The sequence below is a fragment of the Burkholderia pyrrocinia genome, assembly GCF_001028665.1.
GTDB classification, from domain to species: domain Bacteria; phylum Pseudomonadota; class Gammaproteobacteria; order Burkholderiales; family Burkholderiaceae; genus Burkholderia; species Burkholderia pyrrocinia.
This window is the reverse complement of the sequence record NZ_CP011503.1, coordinates 1,827,026-1,844,971: the sequence shown is the minus strand read 5'-3', so window position 1 is coordinate 1,844,971 and position 17,946 is coordinate 1,827,026. Positions and strand designations below refer to the sequence as shown.

Below are 17,946 nucleotides of genomic sequence, written 5' to 3'. Positions count from 1 at the left end.
GCTCCGGTTTCCCGGAGCGCCGCTTTTTTTCGTGCGCGCGCCGCCCTACAGCTGGTGCACGAACGCGCGGATGCCGGCCAGCAGCATCTCGACCGAAATCGCGACGAGCACAAGGCCCATCAGCCGCTCGAACGCCGCGACCGTCCGCTCGCCGAGCCACTGCTGAATCCGTTCGGCCAGCACCAGCGTGATCGCGCAGACGATCATCGTGACCGTCAGCGCGCCGACCCACTCGAGCATCTTGCCCGGCGCCTGCGACGTCAGCAGCATCACCGTCGCGAGCGCCGACGGCCCGGCAAGTGCCGGAATCGCGAGCGGCACGATGAACGGTTCGCCGCCCGCACGCGGATCGCTGCCGAGCGCGCCGTCCGGATGCGGGAAGATCATCCGCAGCGCGATCAGGAACAGCACGATCCCGCCGCCGAGCCGCAACGACAGGTCGGTGAGGTTCATCATCCGCAGGAAGCGGTCGCCGACCACCATGAAGAACAGCAGGATCACGAACGCGATCCCCACTTCACGCAGGATCAGCTTCACGCGCCGTTCGCGCGGCACATCCCGCATCGCCGTAATGAACAGCGGGATGTTGCCGAGCGGATCGGTGATCAGCACCAGGAGCACGGTGGCCGACAGGAACGTGTATTCCATCGTGTCCCCCGGTCGCCGTGCTTAGTGCGCGAGCGCGGCGCGGATCTTCTCCGCGACCGTCGCCGCAGCCGCGTCGGCCGGCAGCAGCGTCGCTTCGGCGTCGCGGCGGCCCTGGTACTCGATCTTGCCTTCCTTCAGGCCGCGCTCGCCGATCACGAGGCGATGCGGCACGCCGATCAGTTCCCAGTCGGCGAACATCACGCCCGGGCGCTCGCCGCGATCGTCGAGGATCACGTCGATGCCGGCCGCGGCGAGTTCCGCGTACAGCTTGTCGGCGGTCTCGCGGACCATTTCGCTGCGGTCATAGCCCATCGGGCACAGCACGACCTCGAACGGCGCGATCGACTCGGGCCAGATGATGCCGCGATCGTCGAAGTTCTGTTCGATCGCCGCGCCGAGAATGCGCGTGACGCCGACGCCGTAGCAGCCCATCAGCATCGGCTGCGGCTTGCCCGACTCGTCGAGGAACGTCGCGCCCATCGCTTCCGAGTACTTGGTGCCGAGCTGGAACACGTGGCCGACCTCGATGCCGCGGCAGATGTCGATCACGCCCTTGCCGTCCGGCGACGGGTCGCCCTTCTGCACGTCGCGCACGTCGGCGACGTCCGGCTCCGGCAGGTCGCGGCCCCAGTTCACGCCCGCGATGTGATAGTCGACCTCGTTCGCGCCGACGACGAAGTCGCTCATGTTCGCGACCGTGCGGTCCGCGATCACCTTGACGGGCTTCTTCGTGCCGACCGGGCCGAGGTAGCCCGGCGGCGTGCCGAACCACTCGACGATTTCCTGCTCGGTCGCGAAGCGGTGGTTCTTCAGGCCCGGCAGCTTCGACACCTTGATCTCGTTCAGGTCGTGGTCGCCGCGCAGCATCACGAGCCAGATGGTCGGCTCGGCGCCTTCGTTGTCGGTCGCGAGCACGATCGACTTGATCGTGCGCTCGAGCGGGATGGCCAGCAGTTCGGCAACGGCTTCGCACTTCGCCTTGCCGGGCGTCGCGACCTTTTCCATCGCTTCGGCCGGCGCAGCGCGCTCGGCAATCAGCGGCAGCGCTTCGGCCGCCTCGATGTTCGCCGCGAACTCGGACGTCGGGCAGTAGGCGATCGCGTCCTCGCCGGTGTCGGCGATCACGTGGAACTCGTGCGAGAAGTTGCCGCCGATCGAGCCGCTGTCGGCCGCGACCGCACGGAATTCGAGGCCGAGGCGCGTGAAGATGCGCACGTACGCGTCGTACATCTTGCGATACGACTCGTTCAGGCCCGCTGCATCCTTGTCGAACGAATACGCGTCCTTCATGATGAATTCGCGGCCGCGCATCACGCCGAAGCGCGGCCGGATCTCGTCGCGGAACTTCGTCTGGATCTGGTAGAAGTTCACCGGCATCTGCCGGTAGCTCTTGATCTGGTTGCGTGCGATGTCGGTGATGACTTCCTCGTGCGTCGGCCCGATCACGAAGTCGTTGTCCTTGCGGTCCTTGAAGCGCAGCAGCTCGGGGCCGTACTGTTCCCAGCGGCCCGATTCCTGCCACAGCTCGGCCGGCTGCACGGCCGGCATCAGCAGCTCGATGGCGCCCGCCCGGTTCATTTCCTCGCGCACGATCGCCTCGACCTTGCGAATCGAACGCAGGCCGACCGGCAGGTAGTTATAGATGCCGCCGGCGACGCGACGGATCATGCCGGCGCGTACCATCAGCTTGTGGCTGACGATCTCTGCGTCGGCGGGTGCTTCTTTCAGGGTGCCGATAAAGAAACGGGAAGCTTTCATGCGGACGGTTCCAAAAACGGCGCCCCCAGGCGGGGCGCCCGAAAAAGTTTCAAGGTGAAAAAGCTGCGCGCGACGAACGACGATGGCGCAGATGACGTAGCAGACTAATCAGGGACAATTCAGCCGGCGCGCCCCGCGCGGATTCGCTCCGTCACGGTGCGCAGCGCCCGTTATCTGTTTATAATCAAAGCAATTTTAAAGGATTCGAAGGTGGTTGTATGCTGGATCGTGAAGGCTTTCGCCCGAACGTCGGCATCATCCTCTTGAACGCGCGCAACGAGGTGTTTTGGGGCAAGCGGCTCCGCGAGCACTCCTGGCAGTTTCCTCAAGGTGGGATCAAGTACGGCGAGACCCCCATGCAGGCGATGTACCGGGAACTGCACGAGGAAACGGGCCTGCATCCGGAACACGTCAAGATAATCGGCCGCACTCGCGACTGGTTGCGTTACGAGGTGCCTGACAAGTTCATCAAACGCGAAGTACGCGGTCATTACCGCGGCCAGAAACAGATCTGGTTCCTGCTGCGGATGGTTGGACGCGATTGCGACATTTGCTTGCGCGCGACCGATCACCCGGAGTTCGATGCGTGGCGCTGGAACGAGTACTGGGTGCCGCTCGATGCGGTGATCGAGTTCAAGCGGGATGTCTATCAGTTGGCGCTGACGGAACTGTCGCGCTTCCTGCGCCGCCCGGCGCAGCGAGCCGAAAAGCCGCGCGGGCCGCGTCTGTCGCGCTATCCGCGCGTCATTGGCGCACAGGCCCAGCAGACGTTGACGATTGTCGACACATCGGTAGTCTGTTCGGAGATCGAAGTGGAAGCGAGCACGCTCGACGCGATGCCGCCCCACGTGATCGTCGGCAAATGACGAGTCGGACTGCATGACCGGGCGCGACCTTGGTGTCGCGCCCTTTTTTTACGAGGAATGCATATTGAAAGCGATTGCTCTCGCGCTCGCATCGATTGCCGCGGCGGCCACGCTGGCCGGTTGCGCGAATTCGAAGACGCCGACCAACAAGGATGACAGCGAGTTCGTGTATCTGCTGGATCGCCAGGGTACCTGGAAGGAAAACACGGTCGACACGCTGCCGCCTATGCCGCAGACAGGCGACCTGCTGCCGTTCAACGTATCGCAGAACACGCCGCTCAAGTTCTTCGTCGACGCGAAGTCGCTCGCGGTCGGCACCGATGGTGTCGTGCGCTACGCCGTCGTCATCACGAGCCCGGCCGGCGCGCGCAATGTGAACTACGAAGGCATCCGCTGCGACACCTACGAATGGCGCCAGTACGCCGGCCTGAATTCGGATCACGACGGCTGGGACCGCACGGTCGAGAACGACTGGCGGCGCATCGAGAACGGCGAACTGAATGCGTACCACTCGTCGCTTTATCAGGACTACTTCTGCGCGAACAAGATGCCGCAGGGCTCGACCCAACAGATCCTGGAGAACATCCGGTTTCACCGCACCGCGATGAGCCAGTTGCGCTGACGGCGTACGGTACGGGCCGCCTGCCCGCCCCGCCGCATGAAAAAAGCCCGCGTCACGCGGGCTTTTTTATTTGGCTACCTGAACCGGAACGGGCAATCACACCAGCACGAGGTTGTCGCGGTGGATCAATTCAGGCTCCAACATGTAGCCGAGCACGCTCTCGATCTCGCCGCTCGGCTTGCGCTGAATCAGCTTCGTTTCCGAGCTGCTGTAGTTCGTCAGCCCGCGCGCCACTTCGCGCCCGTCGGGGCCGACACACGCGATCACCTCGCCGCGCGCGAACGCGCCCTGCACGTCGGTCACGCCGATCGGCAGCAGGCTCTTGCCGCCAGCCGTCAGTTTCTCGACCGCGCCCGCGTCGATCACGACATGGCCGCGCACCTGCAGGTGGTCGGCCATCCATTGCTTGCGCGCCGCCATCCGCGCCGTACGCGCGATCAGTTGCGTGCCGATCGCCTCGCCGGCCGCCAGACGCACGAGCACGTCTGACTCCCGGCCGCTCGCGATCACGGTGTTCGCGCCGCTGTGCGCCGCACGCTTCGCCGCGAGGATCTTCGTCAGCATCCCGCCGCGGCCGAGGCTCGAGCCCGCGCCGCCCGCCATCGCCTCGAGTTCCGGCGCGCCCGCGTTGGCCTCGGCAACGAGCGTCGCGTTCGGATCCTTGCGCGGATCCGCCGTAAACAGCCCCGACTGGTCGGTCAGGATGATCAGCGCATCGCCTTCGATCAGGTTCGCGACGAGCGCACCGAGTGTATCGTTGTCGCCGAACTTGATTTCGTCGGTAACGACCGTGTCGTTCTCGTTGATGATCGGGACAACGCCGAGCCGCAGTAGCGTGAGCAGCGTCGAGCGCGCATTCAGGTAGCGCTCGCGGTCCGCCAGGTCGGCGTGCGTGAGCAGGATCTGCGCGGTGCGGATGTCGTGTTCGGTGAAGCGGCTCTCATAGACCTGCGCGAGCCCCATCTGGCCGACTGCGGCGGCGGCCTGCAGCTCGTCGATTTCCCGCGGTCGCTTGCTCCAGCCGAGCCGCTGCATCCCTTCGGCAATTGCACCCGAACTGACGAGCACGACTTCCTTGCCCTGAGCGCGCAGTGCGGCGATCTGGGCAGCCCAGCGGCCGATTGCAGCATGATCGAGCCCTTTGCCGTCGTTGGTCACGAGGCTGGAGCCCACCTTCACCACCAATCGCTTCGAATCCGCGATGATCGAACGCATCCTGCACTGTCTCCTGTATCTGATGCCTGCCCGGCCGGGCGCGATTGAACGCCGACGCCGGGCGGCACGCCCGGCGCGTTCCGGAACCGCTCAGGCGTCGTCGCCCGGTGCTGCACCGCCGTTCGCAGGCGGCGCATCGCGGAAGCGCACGTCCGCCGCGAGATCTTCCGCTTCCGCCGCGCGATGCGCGTCCGAATGCTCGGACAGGTAGTCGTAGATCGCGTAGCACAGCGCTTCGCAGCCCTGGCCCGTCAACGCCGAAATCTCGAACACGGGGCCGTCCCAACCGAAGCGGTCGAGGAAATCCGCGACGCGCGCCTCGCGCTCGTCTTCCGGCACCATGTCGAGCTTGTTCAGCACGAGCCAGCGCGGCTTCTCGTAGAGCGCCTCGTCGTACTTGCGCAGCTCGCCGACGATCGCGGTCGCTTCCGCGACCGGATCGACGCTTTCGTCGAACGGCGCGAGATCGACAAGATGCAGCAGCACGCCGGTGCGCTGCAGGTGACGCAGGAACTGATGCCCGAGGCCCGCACCTTCGGCGGCGCCCTCGATCAGCCCCGGGATGTCGGCGATCACGAAGCTCTTGCTCGGACCGACGCGCACCACGCCGAGATTCGGCGCGAGCGTCGTGAACGGGTAGTCGGCGATCTTCGGTCTCGCGTTCGACACCGACGAAATGAACGTCGACTTGCCCGCATTCGGCATGCCGAGCAGGCCGACATCGGCGAGCACCTTCAGCTCGAGCCTCAGCATGCGCCGCTCGCCGGGCTTGCCGTCCGTCTTCTGGCGCGGCGCGCGGTTCGTGCTCGACTTGAAATGCAGGTTGCCGAGGCCGCCGGAGCCACCCTGTGCGAGCATCACCTGCTGGTCGTGCTCGGTCAGGTCGGCGATCAGCTCGCCGGTATCCATGTCGTTGATGATCGTGCCGACCGGCATGCGCAGCGTGACGTCGTCACCGCCCTTGCCGTAGCAATCCGAGCCGCGACCGTTTTCGCCGTTGCGCGCCAGGTGCTTCTTCGCGTAACGATAGTCGATCAGCGTGTTGATGTTGCGGTCGGCGATCGCGTAGACGCTACCGCCCCGGCCGCCGTCGCCGCCGTCCGGCCCGCCGAACGGGACGAATTTCTCGCGGCGCATCGACGCGCTGCCATCGCCTCCGTCGCCGGCGATGACTTCGATTCGTGCTTCGTCAATGAACTTCATTCGTCACTCCGCCCAGTATTTCCACTATTGTGCCGCGCGCCGGCGCGCTTGAACAATCTGCCGTTCGGCCGATCGTACGCCGGTTGCGCGACGGTCGCCGGAGCGCACATGCGCCCGGCGGCCAAATAAAAAAAGGCCCCGCGAAGACTGCGGGGCCTTTCGGCTACGAAGCCCGTGGGTGCCTGGTTAGGCAGCCGCCGGGACAACGATGACCAGATGCTTCTTGTCCGCGCCCTTCGTCGCGAACTTCACGTGACCGTCGACCAGCGCGAACAGGGTGTGATCCTTGCCCATGCCGACGTTCTCGCCTGCGTGCATGCGCGTGCCGCGCTGACGCACGATGATGCCGCCGGCATTGATTGCCTGGCCGCCGTACACCTTCACGCCGAGACGTTTCGACTCGGAGTCGCGGCCGTTCCGGGAAGAGCCGCCTGCCTTTTTGTGTGCCATCTGATTGCTCCTTTACCGAGGCGCTTACGCGTTGATCGCGTCGATGCGCAGCTCAGTGTAGTTCTGGCGGTGGCCGCCGTGCTTTTGGTAGTGCTTCCGGCGACGCATCTTGAAGATGGTGACCTTGGCATGACGACCGTGCGACACAACGGTGGCCTTGACGGAAGCCCCACTGACCAGCGGCGTACCGAACTTAATCGATTCGCCTTCGCCCACTGCGAGAACCTGGTCGAGCGTGATTTCAGCGTCAATGTCAGCCGGTATCTGTTCTACTTTGAGTTTTTCGCCAACGGCAACCTTGTACTGCTTGCCGCCGGTTTTTATGACCGCGTACATTGAGAACCTCACTCTGGATCCAAATTTTCCGCACACCACGCGCGGAAAACACGTGATTATACATGGGGTTAGCACCGAAGTCAAAACCGATCGACGATTGCCGCGCGCGGGCCTCTGCCGGACGGCCAAAATCGCTGCGGCGGCGCGTGCGACAGACCGGGAGATCTCGGATTCGACTTATAATCCGCGGCATCACCCAATTCGATCATCATGTCGTCGTCCACCGCCTCCCCCACCCTCAGCGCCGCCCACCTGCTCGCCCCGATCACCAGCGACATGGAGCAGGTGAATCGCGTTATCCGGCAAAGCCTCGCGTCCGACGTGCTGCTGATCAACCAGATCGCCGAGTACATCATCGGCGCGGGCGGCAAGCGGCTGCGTCCGGCGTTGCTGCTGCTCGTCGCCGGCGCGCTCGGCGAAACGTCGCACCAGCGGCACGTGCTGGCCGCCGTCGTCGAGTTCATCCACACGGCCACGCTGCTGCATGACGACGTCGTCGACGAATCCGAGCTGCGCCGCGGCCGCCAGACCGCCAACGCGCTGTTCGGCAACGCGGCGAGCGTACTGGTAGGCGACTACCTCTATTCGCGCTCGTTCGAGATGATGGTCGGCGTCGGCAAGATGCGCGTGATGGAGATCCTGTCGGAAGCGACGACGATCATTTCCGAAGGCGAGGTGCTGCAGCTCCTCAACATGCACGACGCGGACGTCGACGAAACGCGCTACATGCAGGTGATCCGCTACAAGACGGCCAAGCTGTTCGAGGCGTCGGCACGCCTCGGCGCGGTGCTCGCAGGCGCCGATGCGCCGACCGAAGCCGCCGCCGCCGAATACGGCCGCCGGATCGGCACCGCGTTCCAGATCATGGACGACTGGCTCGACTACGCGGGCACCGTCGAGGCGATGGGCAAGAATGCCGGCGACGACCTGCGTGAAGGCAAGCCGACGTTGCCGCTCATCTATCTGATCGAACGCGGCACGCCCGAACAGTCGGCGCTTGCACGCGAGGCGATCGAGCAAGGCGGCACCGATCGCTTCGACACGATTTTCGAAGCGATCACGCGCTCGGGCGCGCTGGATCACACGCTCGAATGCGCACGTCAGGAAGCGCAGGCGGCCGCGGCAGCGATCGCCGCGTTTCCCGATTCGATCTACAAGGAGAGCCTGCTCGCGCTGTGCTCGTACTCGACGTCGCGACAGTCGTAAACGCATAACGTGCGTCGTCGGCACTGCTGCGACGACGCACGTTCGACACGGTGCGATTCCCGTGTCTCGAAAAATTTCTTCGCCAAGGTATTCCATTTTCGAAGAAACGTCGTTATAGTTATGTTCTTGCTCGACGACGCAGCGGTCTTGAAGAAGACTACGAAATCGGAAGAGTCCAAATCGGGGTGTAGCTTAGCCTGGTAGAGCGCTACGTTCGGGACGTAGAGGCCGGAGGTTCGAATCCTCTCACCCCGACCAGATTTGTAAAAAACCGTGCACCATGTGCACGGTTTTTTTTCGTCCAGCCGCTGCGGGCCCATCGTGTCGCGCACGACACATCGCGGTCGCCGGCCTCTGCTATATTCCCTCCATCCCTGTCCTTCACTGCCCTTTCCGACGCGTGGACCAAATTCCCTTATGGGCGCAAATCGGCGCCGTCTTCCTGCTTCTCCTCTGTTCCAGCTTCTTTTCCATTTCCGAGACTGCGATGATGGCGCTCAATCGCCATCGGCTGAAGCATCTCGCCGGCCAGGGTGCGCTCGGCGCGAAGACCACCCAGGGGCTACTCACGCGTACTGACCTGCTGCTCAGCGTGATCCTGATCGGCAACAACCTGTTCAACACGATCATCCCGGTCCTGACGACGTCGCTCGCACTCCATACGTTCGGCCGCAACAACCTCGCGCTGTCGATCGCGACCGGCATCGTCGCGTTCCTGATCATCGTGTTCGCGGAAATCGCACCGAAGATCGTCGGCGCAACCTTCCCCGAGCGCATCGCCTTGCCCGCGAGCCTCGTGATCGCGCCGTTGATGCGTGTGTTCAAGCCGGTCGTCTGGTTCGTCAACGCACTCGCGAACGGCGTGCTATGGGTGCTGCGCATCAACACGAAGAAGGGCCGCGACCAGCGGATGTCGGCCGACGAGTTGCGGGCCATCGTGCTCGAGTCGAGCAGTTTCATGCCGACCAAGCACCGCAGCATCCTGCTCAACCTGTTCGACCTCGAGAACATCACGGTCGACGACGTGATGGTGCCGCGCCGCCAGATCGAGTCGCTCAACTTCTACGCGCCTCTCGACGACATCCTGCACGAGCTCGAAACCTGCTATCACAACCGGCTCGTCGTCTACGAGGGCGACATCGACAAGGTGCTCGGCGTGCTGCACGTGCGCAAGACGCTGACCGCGCTGCACAACCAGGAGTTCGACCGCGAAACGCTGCGCTCGCTGCTCGCCGAACCGTACTATGTGCCATCGGGCACGCCGGTGGTTCAGCAGCTCCAGTATTTCCAGGAGACCCGGCAGCGTACCGCGCTCGTCGTCAACGAATACGGCGAGCTCGAAGGGCTCGTCACGCCCGAAGACATCATCGAGGAGCTGATCGGCGAATTCACGACGTCGATGCCGCGCAGCGAACGCGCGGGCGGCTGGGACGAGAACGGTGAATGCATCGTCTCGGCCGGCATGCCGCTGCGCGAACTGAACCGCTGGCTGCACCTGAAGCTGCCGACCAACGGGCCGAAGACGCTGAACGGGCTGATTCTCGAAGTCCTCGAGGAAATTCCGGAAGACGATGTGTGCCTGAAAATCGGCGACGTGATGCTCGAGGTGATGCGCAGCGACGACCAGGCCGTGCGCACCGTCAAGCTCTTCAAGCCGCGCGGCACGCGCACCGCCCTGCGCTAGCCGAACGGCCGACTGCCGGCGCCGCCCGCGACGCGCGACCATCTGCAGGTCACGTTCAACAGGCGGCCTGCGCGCCGGCTCACATGCATTTCCCTCCTCCCGGGGCGCCGCTGCGCACGCAGCCGACGCCCGTCCACTCCGATGCGTCGCCCGCCGCCGCACCACCCGCGCTCGACGCGGCCCAGCTCGACGACGCACCGGCCGTGCGGCTGCTGACCGACACGCTTCACGCGGCACGCGTGCGCGACGCATCCGACATCCACGTCGAACCGTTCGAAGCCGGCTGGCGCATCCGGCTGCGCATCGACGGCGTGCTGCACGAACATGCGCGGCCGCCCCTGCACCTGCGCGACGCGCTCGTCACACGAATCAAGGTCCTCGCGCGCATGGACATCGCCGAGCGGCGGCTGCCGCAGGACGGCAGGCTGCGCATCGCGATCGACGGCGGCACGCGCGGCGACTACCGCGTCAGTTCGCTGCCCACGCTGTTCGGCGAGAAGCTCGTGCTGCGGCGCCTCGAAACGCTGCCGCCCGATCTCACGCTCGCCCGCCTCGGCTTCGACGCGCAGCAGGCGGCCGCGATGGAGGCGGCGATACGCGCACCGCACGGCCTCGTGCTCGTCACGGGCCCGACCGGCAGCGGCAAGACGCTGTCGCTCTACTGCGCGCTGCAGATGCTCGATCGCGACGCGCACAACGTCTGCACGGTCGAGGATCCGGCCGAAATCCAGCTCGACGGCATCAGCCAGGTCGGTGTCGCCGAAAAGGCGGGGCTCACGTTCGCGACGGCGCTGCGCGCGTTGCTGCGGCAGGATCCGGACATCATCATGGTCGGCGAGATTCGCGACGCGGAGACGGCCGACGTCGCGATCAAGGCCGCGCAGACCGGCCATCTCGTGCTGTCGACACTGCACACGAACGACGCGCCGGCCGCCGTCGCGCGGCTGCTCGACATCGGCGTCGCGCCATACAACCTCGCGGCCGCGCTGCACCTCGTCACCGCACAGCGCCTCGTCCGGCGCTTGTGCGTCGCCTGCCGCGTGCACTCGGACGCACCGGTGCGCGCGCTGCGGGAAGCCGGCTGCGACCCCGCGGCCCTGGCAGCCGGATGGCGGCCGTTCGTCGCGCGCGGCTGTTCCGCATGTCACGGTATCGGCTATCGCGGCCGCATCGGCCTGCATCAGACGATGCCGGTATCGCCCGAGCTGGCGGAGCGCATCGTCGCGCGGGCGAGCGTCGGCGAACTCGCGCAATGCGCGGCAGCCGAAGGCGTGCGCAATCTGCGCGACGCGGCCTTCGCGCGCGTCCGGGACGGCACGACGAGCATCGCGGAAGCCGTCGCCGCTACACCGGCTGCGTGAGCATGCGCACGGCGCCGCGTGAAACCCGCTTCGCATGGCGCGGCCGCCGCCGCGACGGCACGCCGCGCCACGGAACCATCATCGCCTTCGACGCCGCGGCTGCGCGCGCCGCACTCGCGCGCGACGGCATCGCTGTAACGTCGCTCGACGTCCGCGGGCCGGCCCGGCCGCCGACAGCCGGCGCACGGGACATCACGCGCTTCACGCGCCAGCTCGCGAGCCTGCTGCAGGCCGGGCTGCCGCTCGCGCCGTCACTCGAGATGCTCGCGCGTACGCGCACGCGCGACGGCGTACCGCGCATCGCAGCGGGCCTCGCCCGCGAGATCGTCGGCGGGCAGCGCTTCGCCGATGCGCTCGCACGCTACCCAACGCAGTTCGGCACGCTGTATCGCCAGTTGATCGAAGTCGGCGAAGCGTCCGGCTCGCTCGGCATTGTGCTGACACGGGTCGCGGAACACCGCGAGCGCGCCGACGCGCAGTGGCGCAAGCTGCGTGCCGCGCTCGCGTATCCGGCAGCCGTCATCCTGTTCGCACTCGCGATCTCGGCTGCGTTGATGGTGTGGGTCGTGCCGACGTTCCGGCAGATCTTCGACGGTTTCGGCACCGCACTGCCGGCGCCGACCCGCGCACTGCTTGCGCTATCCTCCGCGCTGTCGGCGTGGGGCGGTGTGCTCGTGGCCGGTGCTGCAGCAACGGGGTTTGCCGCCCATCACTCGCTTCGGCGGTCGGCGCCGCTGCGCCATGCGGTCGCGCGGCGCCTGCTGCACGCCCCGCTCGCGGGCAGCGCGCTCACGCGGTTCGCCGCCGCACGCTGGTGCCGCTCGCTTGCGACGCTGCTCGGCGCCGGCGTCCCGCTCGCCGACGCCTTCGCGACGCTCGAGCGCACGGCCGGCCATCCGGTGTTCGAGCAGGCCACCGCGCACATCGCGGCACGCGTGCTGCGCGGCGCGCGTCTTGCCGACGCGATGCAGTCGGCGGGCTGCTTTCCGGACGACGTCGTGCAACCGATCGCCGTCGCCGAGGAGACCGGCGCGCTCGACACGATGCTCGCCGACCTCGCCGCGCTGTGCGAACGCCAGCTCGACGCGCGCCTCGATACGCTCGCGGCGCTCGGCGAACCGCTGATCGTGATCGTATTGGGCGCACTCGTCGGCGGCCTCGTGATCGCGATGTACCTGCCCATCCTTCAGCTCGGCAACGTGGTGTAGCATCGCAACCGATTCTGTCGCCTTTTATAGTCCGAACCTTGAGCCTCATGACGCCCGCGCCCCTGTACGCCGTTCCCGATTCGCCCGAGAGCACGCTGCTCGCACTGGCGATGCTGCCGCCCGCGCTGCAGTATGCGTTCGCGGTCGTCATCGGCCTTTGCGTCGGCAGCTTCCTGAACGTGGTCGTGCACCGGCTGCCCGTGATGATGCAGCGCGCATGGCAGGCCGAGATCGACGAAGCGACCGGCAACGCCGGCACCGCCCTCGACGACGGCTATCCGCCGCGCTACGATCTGTGGCACCCGCGCAGCGCATGCCCGCATTGCGGCCACGTGCTGCGCGCGTGGGAAAACATCCCCCTCGTCAGCTACCTGATGCTGCGCGGGCGCTGCCGCCGCTGCGGCCACGCGATCGGCATCCGTTATCCACTCGTCGAGCTCGCGTGCGCGCTGCTCGCCGCCGGCTCGCTCGCCGCGTTCGGCCCGACCGTTGCCGCGCTTGCCGCCTTCGCGCTGTGCGCCGCGCTGCTGGCGATGAGCGCGATCGATATCCGCACCGGCTACCTGCCCGATTCGATGACGCTGCCGCTCCTCTGGGCCGGACTCGTGCTGAATCTCGGCGGCACGTTCACGTCGCTACGCTCGGCCGTGATCGGCGCAATGGCCGGCTACCTGTTCCTGTGGTCGATCTACTGGCTGTTCAAATGGTTGCGCGGCATCGAGGGCATCGGCTTCGGCGACCTTAAGCTGCTCGCCGCGCTCGGCGCGTGGATGGGTTGGGCCGCGCTGCCGCAGGTCGTGCTGTTCGCCGCGGTGACGGGCGCGATCGTCGGGCTCGTCGCGACTTGGCGCGGCCGCATGCGCTTCGAGGAGCCGATTCCGTTCGGCCCGTTCCTCGCGGCGGGCGGCGTCGCGACGTTGTTTTTCGGCACCCCTTTCTATGCGGCGCTCGGAGGCTGACATGTTCGCAGTAGGACTCACCGGCGGCATCGGCAGCGGCAAAACCACCGTCGCCGACCTGTTCGGCGCCCGCGGCGCATCGCTCGTCGATACCGATCTGATCGCCCACCACATCACCGCGCCGGGCGGCCTCGCGATGCCTGCGATCGAACAGGCGTTCGGCCGCGGCTTCGTTGCCGCGGACGGTTCGCTCGATCGCGCGAAGATGCGCGCACTGATTTTCAGCGACGACGACGCGCGCCGGCGCCTCGAGGCAATCACGCACCCGCTGATTCGCGCGGAAACCGATCGCGAGGCGCGCGAAGCGCAGGGCCCGTACGTGATGTTCGTCGTGCCGCTGCTCGTCGAGTCGGGCAACTGGAAGTCACGCAGCAATCGCGTGCTCGTGGTCGACTGTCCGGTCGAAACGCAGATCGCGCGCGTGATGCGGCGCAACGGGTTCACGCGCGCGCAGGTCGAGGCGATCATCGCAAGACAGGCGACGCGCGAGGCCCGTCTCGCGGCGGCCGACGACGTGATCGTCAACGACGCGACGGCGCCCGATGCGCTCGCCGCACAGGTCGATGCACTGCACCAGCGCTATCTCGGGTTCGCGGCCGCCGCGCAGTGAGCCTCGAGCGCAATCGTGATGGCGTACGAAATTGGTGCGTTGCTAGGGTAGAGAGTGAGCATTAGAATGTCCTGCATTGTTTCAATCCCTACCCAAGAGGCGAGCGCGCTTGATTCTTTACGAGTATCCGTTCAACGAGCGAATTCGCACGCTGTTGCGCCTCGAAGACCTGTTCGAGCGCTTCGCGTTCTTTTTGGCTCAGGAGGACCCGCGTGAACACCACGTCGCGCTGACGACGCTGTTCGAAATCGCCGAGGTAACCGGCCGCGCGGACCTGAAATCGGATCTGATGAAGGAGCTCGAACGTCAGCGCCAGACGCTCGCCCCCTTTCGCGGCAATCCGGGCATCGAGCAGAACGCGCTCGAAGCCGTGCTCGGCGAAATCGAGCAGACGCTCGCGAATCTCGCGCAGATGCAAGGCAAGACCGGGCAGCACCTCGTCGACAACGAGTGGCTCGCCAGCATCCGCAGCCGAGCAGTGATTCCCGGCGGCACCTGCAAGTTCGACCTGCCTTCGTACTATGCGTGGCAACAATGGCCCGCCGAGCAGCGACGCCAGGACATCGCGAAGTGGATCATGCCGATGCTGCCGCTGCGCGACGCCGCGTCGATCGTACTGCGCCTCGCGCGCGAATCGGGTCAGGCGTCGAAGGTCATGGCGATGCAGGGCAGCTACCAGCAGATGCTGTCCGGCCGCACGTACCAGTTGATGCAGGTGCGCGTACCGCCGGAATTGCGCGTCATTCCCGAAGCGAGCGCGAACAAATACATGCTGTGGGTACGGTTCACCATGCAGGACGGCGATGTACGGCCGCGCGCGGTGGACATCGACGTACCGTTCCACCTGACACTGTGCAATCTGTAACGGCCGCGTGCCGGATCGACGCTTTCGTATGACTACCGTTGTGAAATGCCCGTCGTGCGGCGCCGAAGTGCGCTGGACCCCTGAAAATCAGTTCCGTCCGTTCTGTTCGGCCCGCTGCAAGCAGCTCGACCTCGGCGCATGGGCCGCGGAAAAGTACCGGATCGGCGGTACGTCCGACGAAGGCCCTTCGTCGGAAGAAGACGGCACGGACGGCCGCCCCGACAGCTAAGCGGTGCGCGGCACCGCCCGCCGGCGATATGGCCCGCCTTTCCGGCAGGCCGACGCGGCATCAGTGCGACGCCGCTTCCTTCTCGAGCAGTTCGAGCACCGGCAGCGCCGCCGGCAGCAGCGGCGCGACGTCGACCGGCAACTGCTGCCACACGAACGCCTGCCCTTCCTTGCTGTGCGGCTCGCCCGTCCAGCCCGTCACCTTGCAGAAATAAAGCCGCACGTACGCGTGCGGATAATCGTGCTCGAGCGTGTGCCAGCGGTGGCTGGCCGTGACGACGATGCCGAGCTCCTCGTGCAGTTCCCGCGCCAGCGCGTCCTCGACGCTCTCGCCGGCCTCCAGCTTGCCGCCCGGAAACTCCCAGTAGCCTTCATACGGCTTGCCCTGCAGCCGCTGCGCGAGCAGGTAGCTGCCATCCGGCTTCACCATCACGCCGACCGCGACTTCCGTCACCTTGCGGCCATCCGGCGCGCGCACGGCGCCCTGTGCGAGATCCGTGCTCATGCCTGCTCCTTGCGTCCCGACCAGTCACGCGCGAACTGCCACGCGACGCGTCCCGACCGCGAACCGCGCTCGAGCGCCCACACGAGCGCGTCGCCGCGCGCAGACTCGATCTCCGCATCCGCGCAGCCGAAATGACGCAGCCAGTGCGCGACGATGCCGAGGTAGTCGTCCTGCTTGAACGGATAGAAGCTGACCCACAGGCCGAAGCGCTCCGACAGCGAGATCTTCTCCTCGACGACTTCGCCGGGGTGAATCTCGCCATCCGGGAGATGCTTGTACGACTCGTTGTCGCTCATGTACTCGGGCAGCAAATGGCGGCGGTTCGACGTCGCGTAGATCAGCACGTTGTCCGACTGCGCGGCAATCGAGCCGTCGAGCGCGACTTTCAGCGCCTTGTAGCCCGATTCGCCTTCCTCGAACGACAGGTCGTCGCAAAACACGACGAACCGCTCCGGACGCTGCGAGATCAGATCGACGATGTCGCCGAGATCGTGCAGGTCGTCCTTGTCGACTTCGATCAGGCGCAGCCCGTCCTTCGCATAGGCGTTCAGGCACGCCTTAATCAGCGACGACTTGCCGGTGCCGCGCGCACCGGTCAGCAACACGTTGTTGGCCGGCTTCTGCTGCACGAACTGCCGCGTGTTCTGTTCGATCAACCCTTTCTGGCGATCGATGTTGTGCAGGTCGCCGAGCGTGATCGACGACACTGCCGGCACCGGCTGCAGGTAGCCGCGCCCCTGGCGCTTGCGCCAGCGGAACGCGTGCGCGGCGTTCCAGTCGATGGCCGCCGGCGCGGGCGGCAGCATCCCCTCGAGGCGGCCGAGCAGCACTTCCGCGCGCGTCAGAAACTGTTCAAGCTTGTCCATGTCGTTCGAACGCTCCCGATCAGGAGCGGTAATCCGCGTTGATGCTTACGTAATCGTGCGACAGGTCGCACGTCCACACTGTGGCCTGCGCGTCGCCGCGGCCGAGCAGCACGCGGATCGTGATTTCGCTCTGCTTCATCACGCGCTGGCCGTCCTCTTCCTGGTAGGCCGGGTTGCGGCCGCCCGCCTTCGCGACAAGCACGTCGTCGAGATAGAGGTCGATCTTGCCGACGTCGAGATCCGCGACGCCCGCGTAGCCGATCGCCGCGAGAATCCGGCCGAGGTTGGGGTCGGATGCGTAGAAGGCCGTCTTCACGAGCGGCGAATGGCCGATCGCGTACGCGATCTGGCGGCATTCGGCGACGCTCTTGCCGCCTTCGACCTGCACCGTCATGAATTTCGTCGCGCCTTCGCCATCGCGCACGATCAGTTGCGACAGCACCTGGGCGACTTCCGTCACCGCATCGCGCAGCGCCGCATAGGCCGGCGAATCGGTCGACGTGATCGCGGGCAGCGTGCTCTTGCCCGACGCGATCAGGATGAACGAGTCGTTTGTCGACGTGTCGCCGTCGATCGTGATGCAGTTGAACGAGCGGTCGGCGACTTCCTTCACGAGCGTGTCGAGCACCGTCTGCGCGACGTTCGCATCGAACGCGAGGAAGCCGAGCATCGTTGCCATGTTCGGCTTGATCATGCCGGCGCCCTTGCTGATGCCCGTCAGCGTGACCGTGTGGCCGTCGATCGTAACCTGGCGCGACGTGGCCTTCGGCAGCGTGTCGGTCGTCATGATCGCCTGCGCGGCGTCAAACCAGTTCGCGGCCTTGCGGTTCTCGAGCGCGGCAGGCAGGCCGGCCTTCAGGCGGTCGATCGGCAGCGGCTCGAGGATCACGCCGGTCGAGAACGGCAGCACCTGCGCCGGCTCGATGCCCGCGAGGCGTGCGAGTTCCGTGCAGGTCTCGCGGGTGTTCACGAGGCCCGGCTCGCCGGTGCCCGCGTTCGCATTGCCCGTATTCACGACCAGTGCGCGGATGCCCGCGCCGCCTGCGCGCACCTTCGCCAGGTGCTCGCGGCAGACGGTGACCGGCGCGGCGCAGAAACGGTTTTCGGTGAACACGCCCGCGACCGTCGCCCCTTCGTCGACGGAGATCACCAGCACGTCCTTGCGATTCGGCTTGCGGATATTCGCTTCCGCCCAGCCGAGCGTGACGCCGGCGACGGGATGCAGTTGGGCGGGATCGATCGACGGAAAATTGACAGCCATGGGGCACACCTGCCGGATGGAAAATGCCGGCACGCGCCGGCATCGATTGGAAGAACCGGCGGCCGCGCACGCGGGCCGCCGCAACTCACATCACT

19 protein-coding genes and 1 tRNA gene are annotated in these 17,946 nt (G+C 66.2%); 11 read left to right on the top strand and 9 right to left on the bottom strand.

What is annotated here, in order from left to right; translation table 11 throughout:
- Positions 1 to 45 precede the first annotated feature (45 nt).
- Both ABD05_RS08535 and ABD05_RS08530 read right to left on the bottom strand, forming a co-directional pair.
- Positions 46 to 648, bottom strand: coding sequence for a MarC family protein (locus ABD05_RS08535; RefSeq protein ID WP_047899741.1), 603 nt, complete (start codon positions 646 to 648; stop codon positions 46 to 48).
- Positions 649 to 669: 21 nt separating this feature from the next.
- Positions 670 to 2,406 (bottom strand): proline--tRNA ligase, encoded by a 1,737-nt coding sequence (locus ABD05_RS08530; RefSeq protein ID WP_047899740.1) that lies wholly within the window; start codon positions 2,404 to 2,406, stop codon positions 670 to 672.
- Between the two features lie 218 nt (positions 2,407 to 2,624).
- Here ABD05_RS08530 and ABD05_RS08525 point away from each other — a divergent pair, with 218 nt between their 5' ends.
- Positions 2,625 to 3,272, top strand: coding sequence for an RNA pyrophosphohydrolase (locus ABD05_RS08525; RefSeq protein WP_047899739.1), 648 nt, complete (start codon positions 2,625 to 2,627; stop codon positions 3,270 to 3,272).
- Positions 3,273 to 3,285: 13 nt separating this feature from the next.
- The gene (locus ABD05_RS08520; RefSeq protein WP_047899738.1) at positions 3,286 to 3,894 is read left to right on the top strand and encodes a CNP1-like family protein; all 609 of its coding nucleotides are present in this window, start codon (positions 3,286 to 3,288) and stop codon (positions 3,892 to 3,894) included.
- Between the two features lie 96 nt (positions 3,895 to 3,990).
- Here ABD05_RS08520 and proB read toward each other — a convergent pair whose 3' ends face one another.
- The 4 genes from proB to rplU all read right to left on the bottom strand — a co-directional run bounded on the left by proB (position 3,991) and on the right by rplU (position 7,098).
- Positions 3,991 to 5,109, bottom strand: a complete 1,119-nt coding sequence (gene proB / locus ABD05_RS08515) for a glutamate 5-kinase (RefSeq protein ID WP_047899737.1) — start codon at positions 5,107 to 5,109, stop codon at positions 3,991 to 3,993.
- Between the two features lie 90 nt (positions 5,110 to 5,199).
- Positions 5,200 to 6,312 (bottom strand): GTPase ObgE, encoded by a 1,113-nt coding sequence (gene obgE, locus ABD05_RS08510; protein WP_047899736.1) that lies wholly within the window; start codon positions 6,310 to 6,312, stop codon positions 5,200 to 5,202.
- A gap of 186 nt (positions 6,313 to 6,498) precedes the next feature.
- A complete protein-coding gene (gene rpmA / locus ABD05_RS08505; protein WP_006476999.1) occupies positions 6,499 to 6,762 on the bottom strand; it encodes a 50S ribosomal protein L27 in 264 nt (87 codons plus the stop codon).
- Between the two features lie 24 nt (positions 6,763 to 6,786).
- Complete coding sequence (gene rplU, locus ABD05_RS08500; protein WP_006025184.1) at positions 6,787 to 7,098, bottom strand: 50S ribosomal protein L21; 312 nt, start codon at positions 7,096 to 7,098, stop codon at positions 6,787 to 6,789.
- 210 nt (positions 7,099 to 7,308) lie between these two features.
- On the opposite strand from rplU, the gene ABD05_RS08495 reads away from it, so the two are divergent.
- The 9 genes from ABD05_RS08495 (at position 7,309) to ABD05_RS08455 (ending at position 15,220) form a co-directional block, all read left to right on the top strand.
- Complete coding sequence (locus ABD05_RS08495) at positions 7,309 to 8,304, top strand: polyprenyl synthetase family protein (protein WP_034182656.1); 996 nt, start codon at positions 7,309 to 7,311, stop codon at positions 8,302 to 8,304.
- A gap of 181 nt (positions 8,305 to 8,485) precedes the next feature.
- Positions 8,486 to 8,562, top strand: a tRNA-Pro gene (locus ABD05_RS08490).
- A 142-nt stretch (positions 8,563 to 8,704) separates the two neighbouring features.
- The gene (locus tag ABD05_RS08485; protein WP_047899735.1) at positions 8,705 to 9,988 is read left to right on the top strand and encodes an HlyC/CorC family transporter; all 1,284 of its coding nucleotides are present in this window, start codon (positions 8,705 to 8,707) and stop codon (positions 9,986 to 9,988) included.
- A gap of 83 nt (positions 9,989 to 10,071) precedes the next feature.
- Positions 10,072 to 11,349 carry a GspE/PulE family protein gene (locus ABD05_RS08480; protein WP_047899734.1) on the top strand — a complete coding sequence of 426 codons (1,278 nt, stop codon included), beginning with the start codon at positions 10,072 to 10,074 and terminating at the stop codon, positions 11,347 to 11,349.
- 2 nt (positions 11,350 to 11,351) lie between these two features.
- Positions 11,352 to 12,557 (top strand): type II secretion system F family protein, encoded by a 1,206-nt coding sequence (locus ABD05_RS08475; protein WP_047899733.1) that lies wholly within the window; start codon positions 11,352 to 11,354, stop codon positions 12,555 to 12,557.
- Positions 12,558 to 12,604: 47 nt separating this feature from the next.
- The gene (locus tag ABD05_RS08470; RefSeq protein ID WP_047899732.1) at positions 12,605 to 13,516 is read left to right on the top strand and encodes a prepilin peptidase; all 912 of its coding nucleotides are present in this window, start codon (positions 12,605 to 12,607) and stop codon (positions 13,514 to 13,516) included.
- 1 nt (position 13,517) lies between these two features.
- A complete protein-coding gene (gene coaE, locus ABD05_RS08465; protein ID WP_047899731.1) occupies positions 13,518 to 14,126 on the top strand; it encodes a dephospho-CoA kinase in 609 nt (202 codons plus the stop codon).
- Between the two features lie 109 nt (positions 14,127 to 14,235).
- Positions 14,236 to 14,991 (top strand): cell division protein ZapD, encoded by a 756-nt coding sequence (zapD, locus tag ABD05_RS08460; protein WP_047899730.1) that lies wholly within the window; start codon positions 14,236 to 14,238, stop codon positions 14,989 to 14,991.
- A gap of 28 nt (positions 14,992 to 15,019) precedes the next feature.
- Positions 15,020 to 15,220: a DNA gyrase inhibitor YacG gene (locus ABD05_RS08455; protein WP_047899729.1), complete on the top strand. Its 201-nt coding sequence runs from the start codon at positions 15,020 to 15,022 to the stop codon at positions 15,218 to 15,220.
- Between the two features lie 60 nt (positions 15,221 to 15,280).
- On the opposite strand, the gene ABD05_RS08450 is transcribed toward ABD05_RS08455, so the two are convergent.
- Genes ABD05_RS08450 through argJ form a run of 3 tightly spaced genes read right to left on the bottom strand, consistent with a single transcriptional unit; the run spans position 15,281 to position 17,851 of the window.
- Positions 15,281 to 15,724, bottom strand: coding sequence for an NUDIX domain-containing protein (locus tag ABD05_RS08450; protein WP_047899728.1), 444 nt, complete (start codon positions 15,722 to 15,724; stop codon positions 15,281 to 15,283).
- Complete coding sequence (locus ABD05_RS08445; protein ID WP_047899727.1) at positions 15,721 to 16,590, bottom strand: ATP-binding protein; 870 nt, start codon at positions 16,588 to 16,590, stop codon at positions 15,721 to 15,723. The genes ABD05_RS08450 and ABD05_RS08445 overlap by 4 nt, the downstream gene beginning before the upstream one ends.
- 19 nt (positions 16,591 to 16,609) lie before the next feature.
- Positions 16,610 to 17,851 carry a bifunctional glutamate N-acetyltransferase/amino-acid acetyltransferase ArgJ gene (argJ, locus tag ABD05_RS08440; protein ID WP_047899726.1) on the bottom strand — a complete coding sequence of 414 codons (1,242 nt, stop codon included), beginning with the start codon at positions 17,849 to 17,851 and terminating at the stop codon, positions 16,610 to 16,612.
- Positions 17,852 to 17,946: the final 95 nt, after the last annotated feature.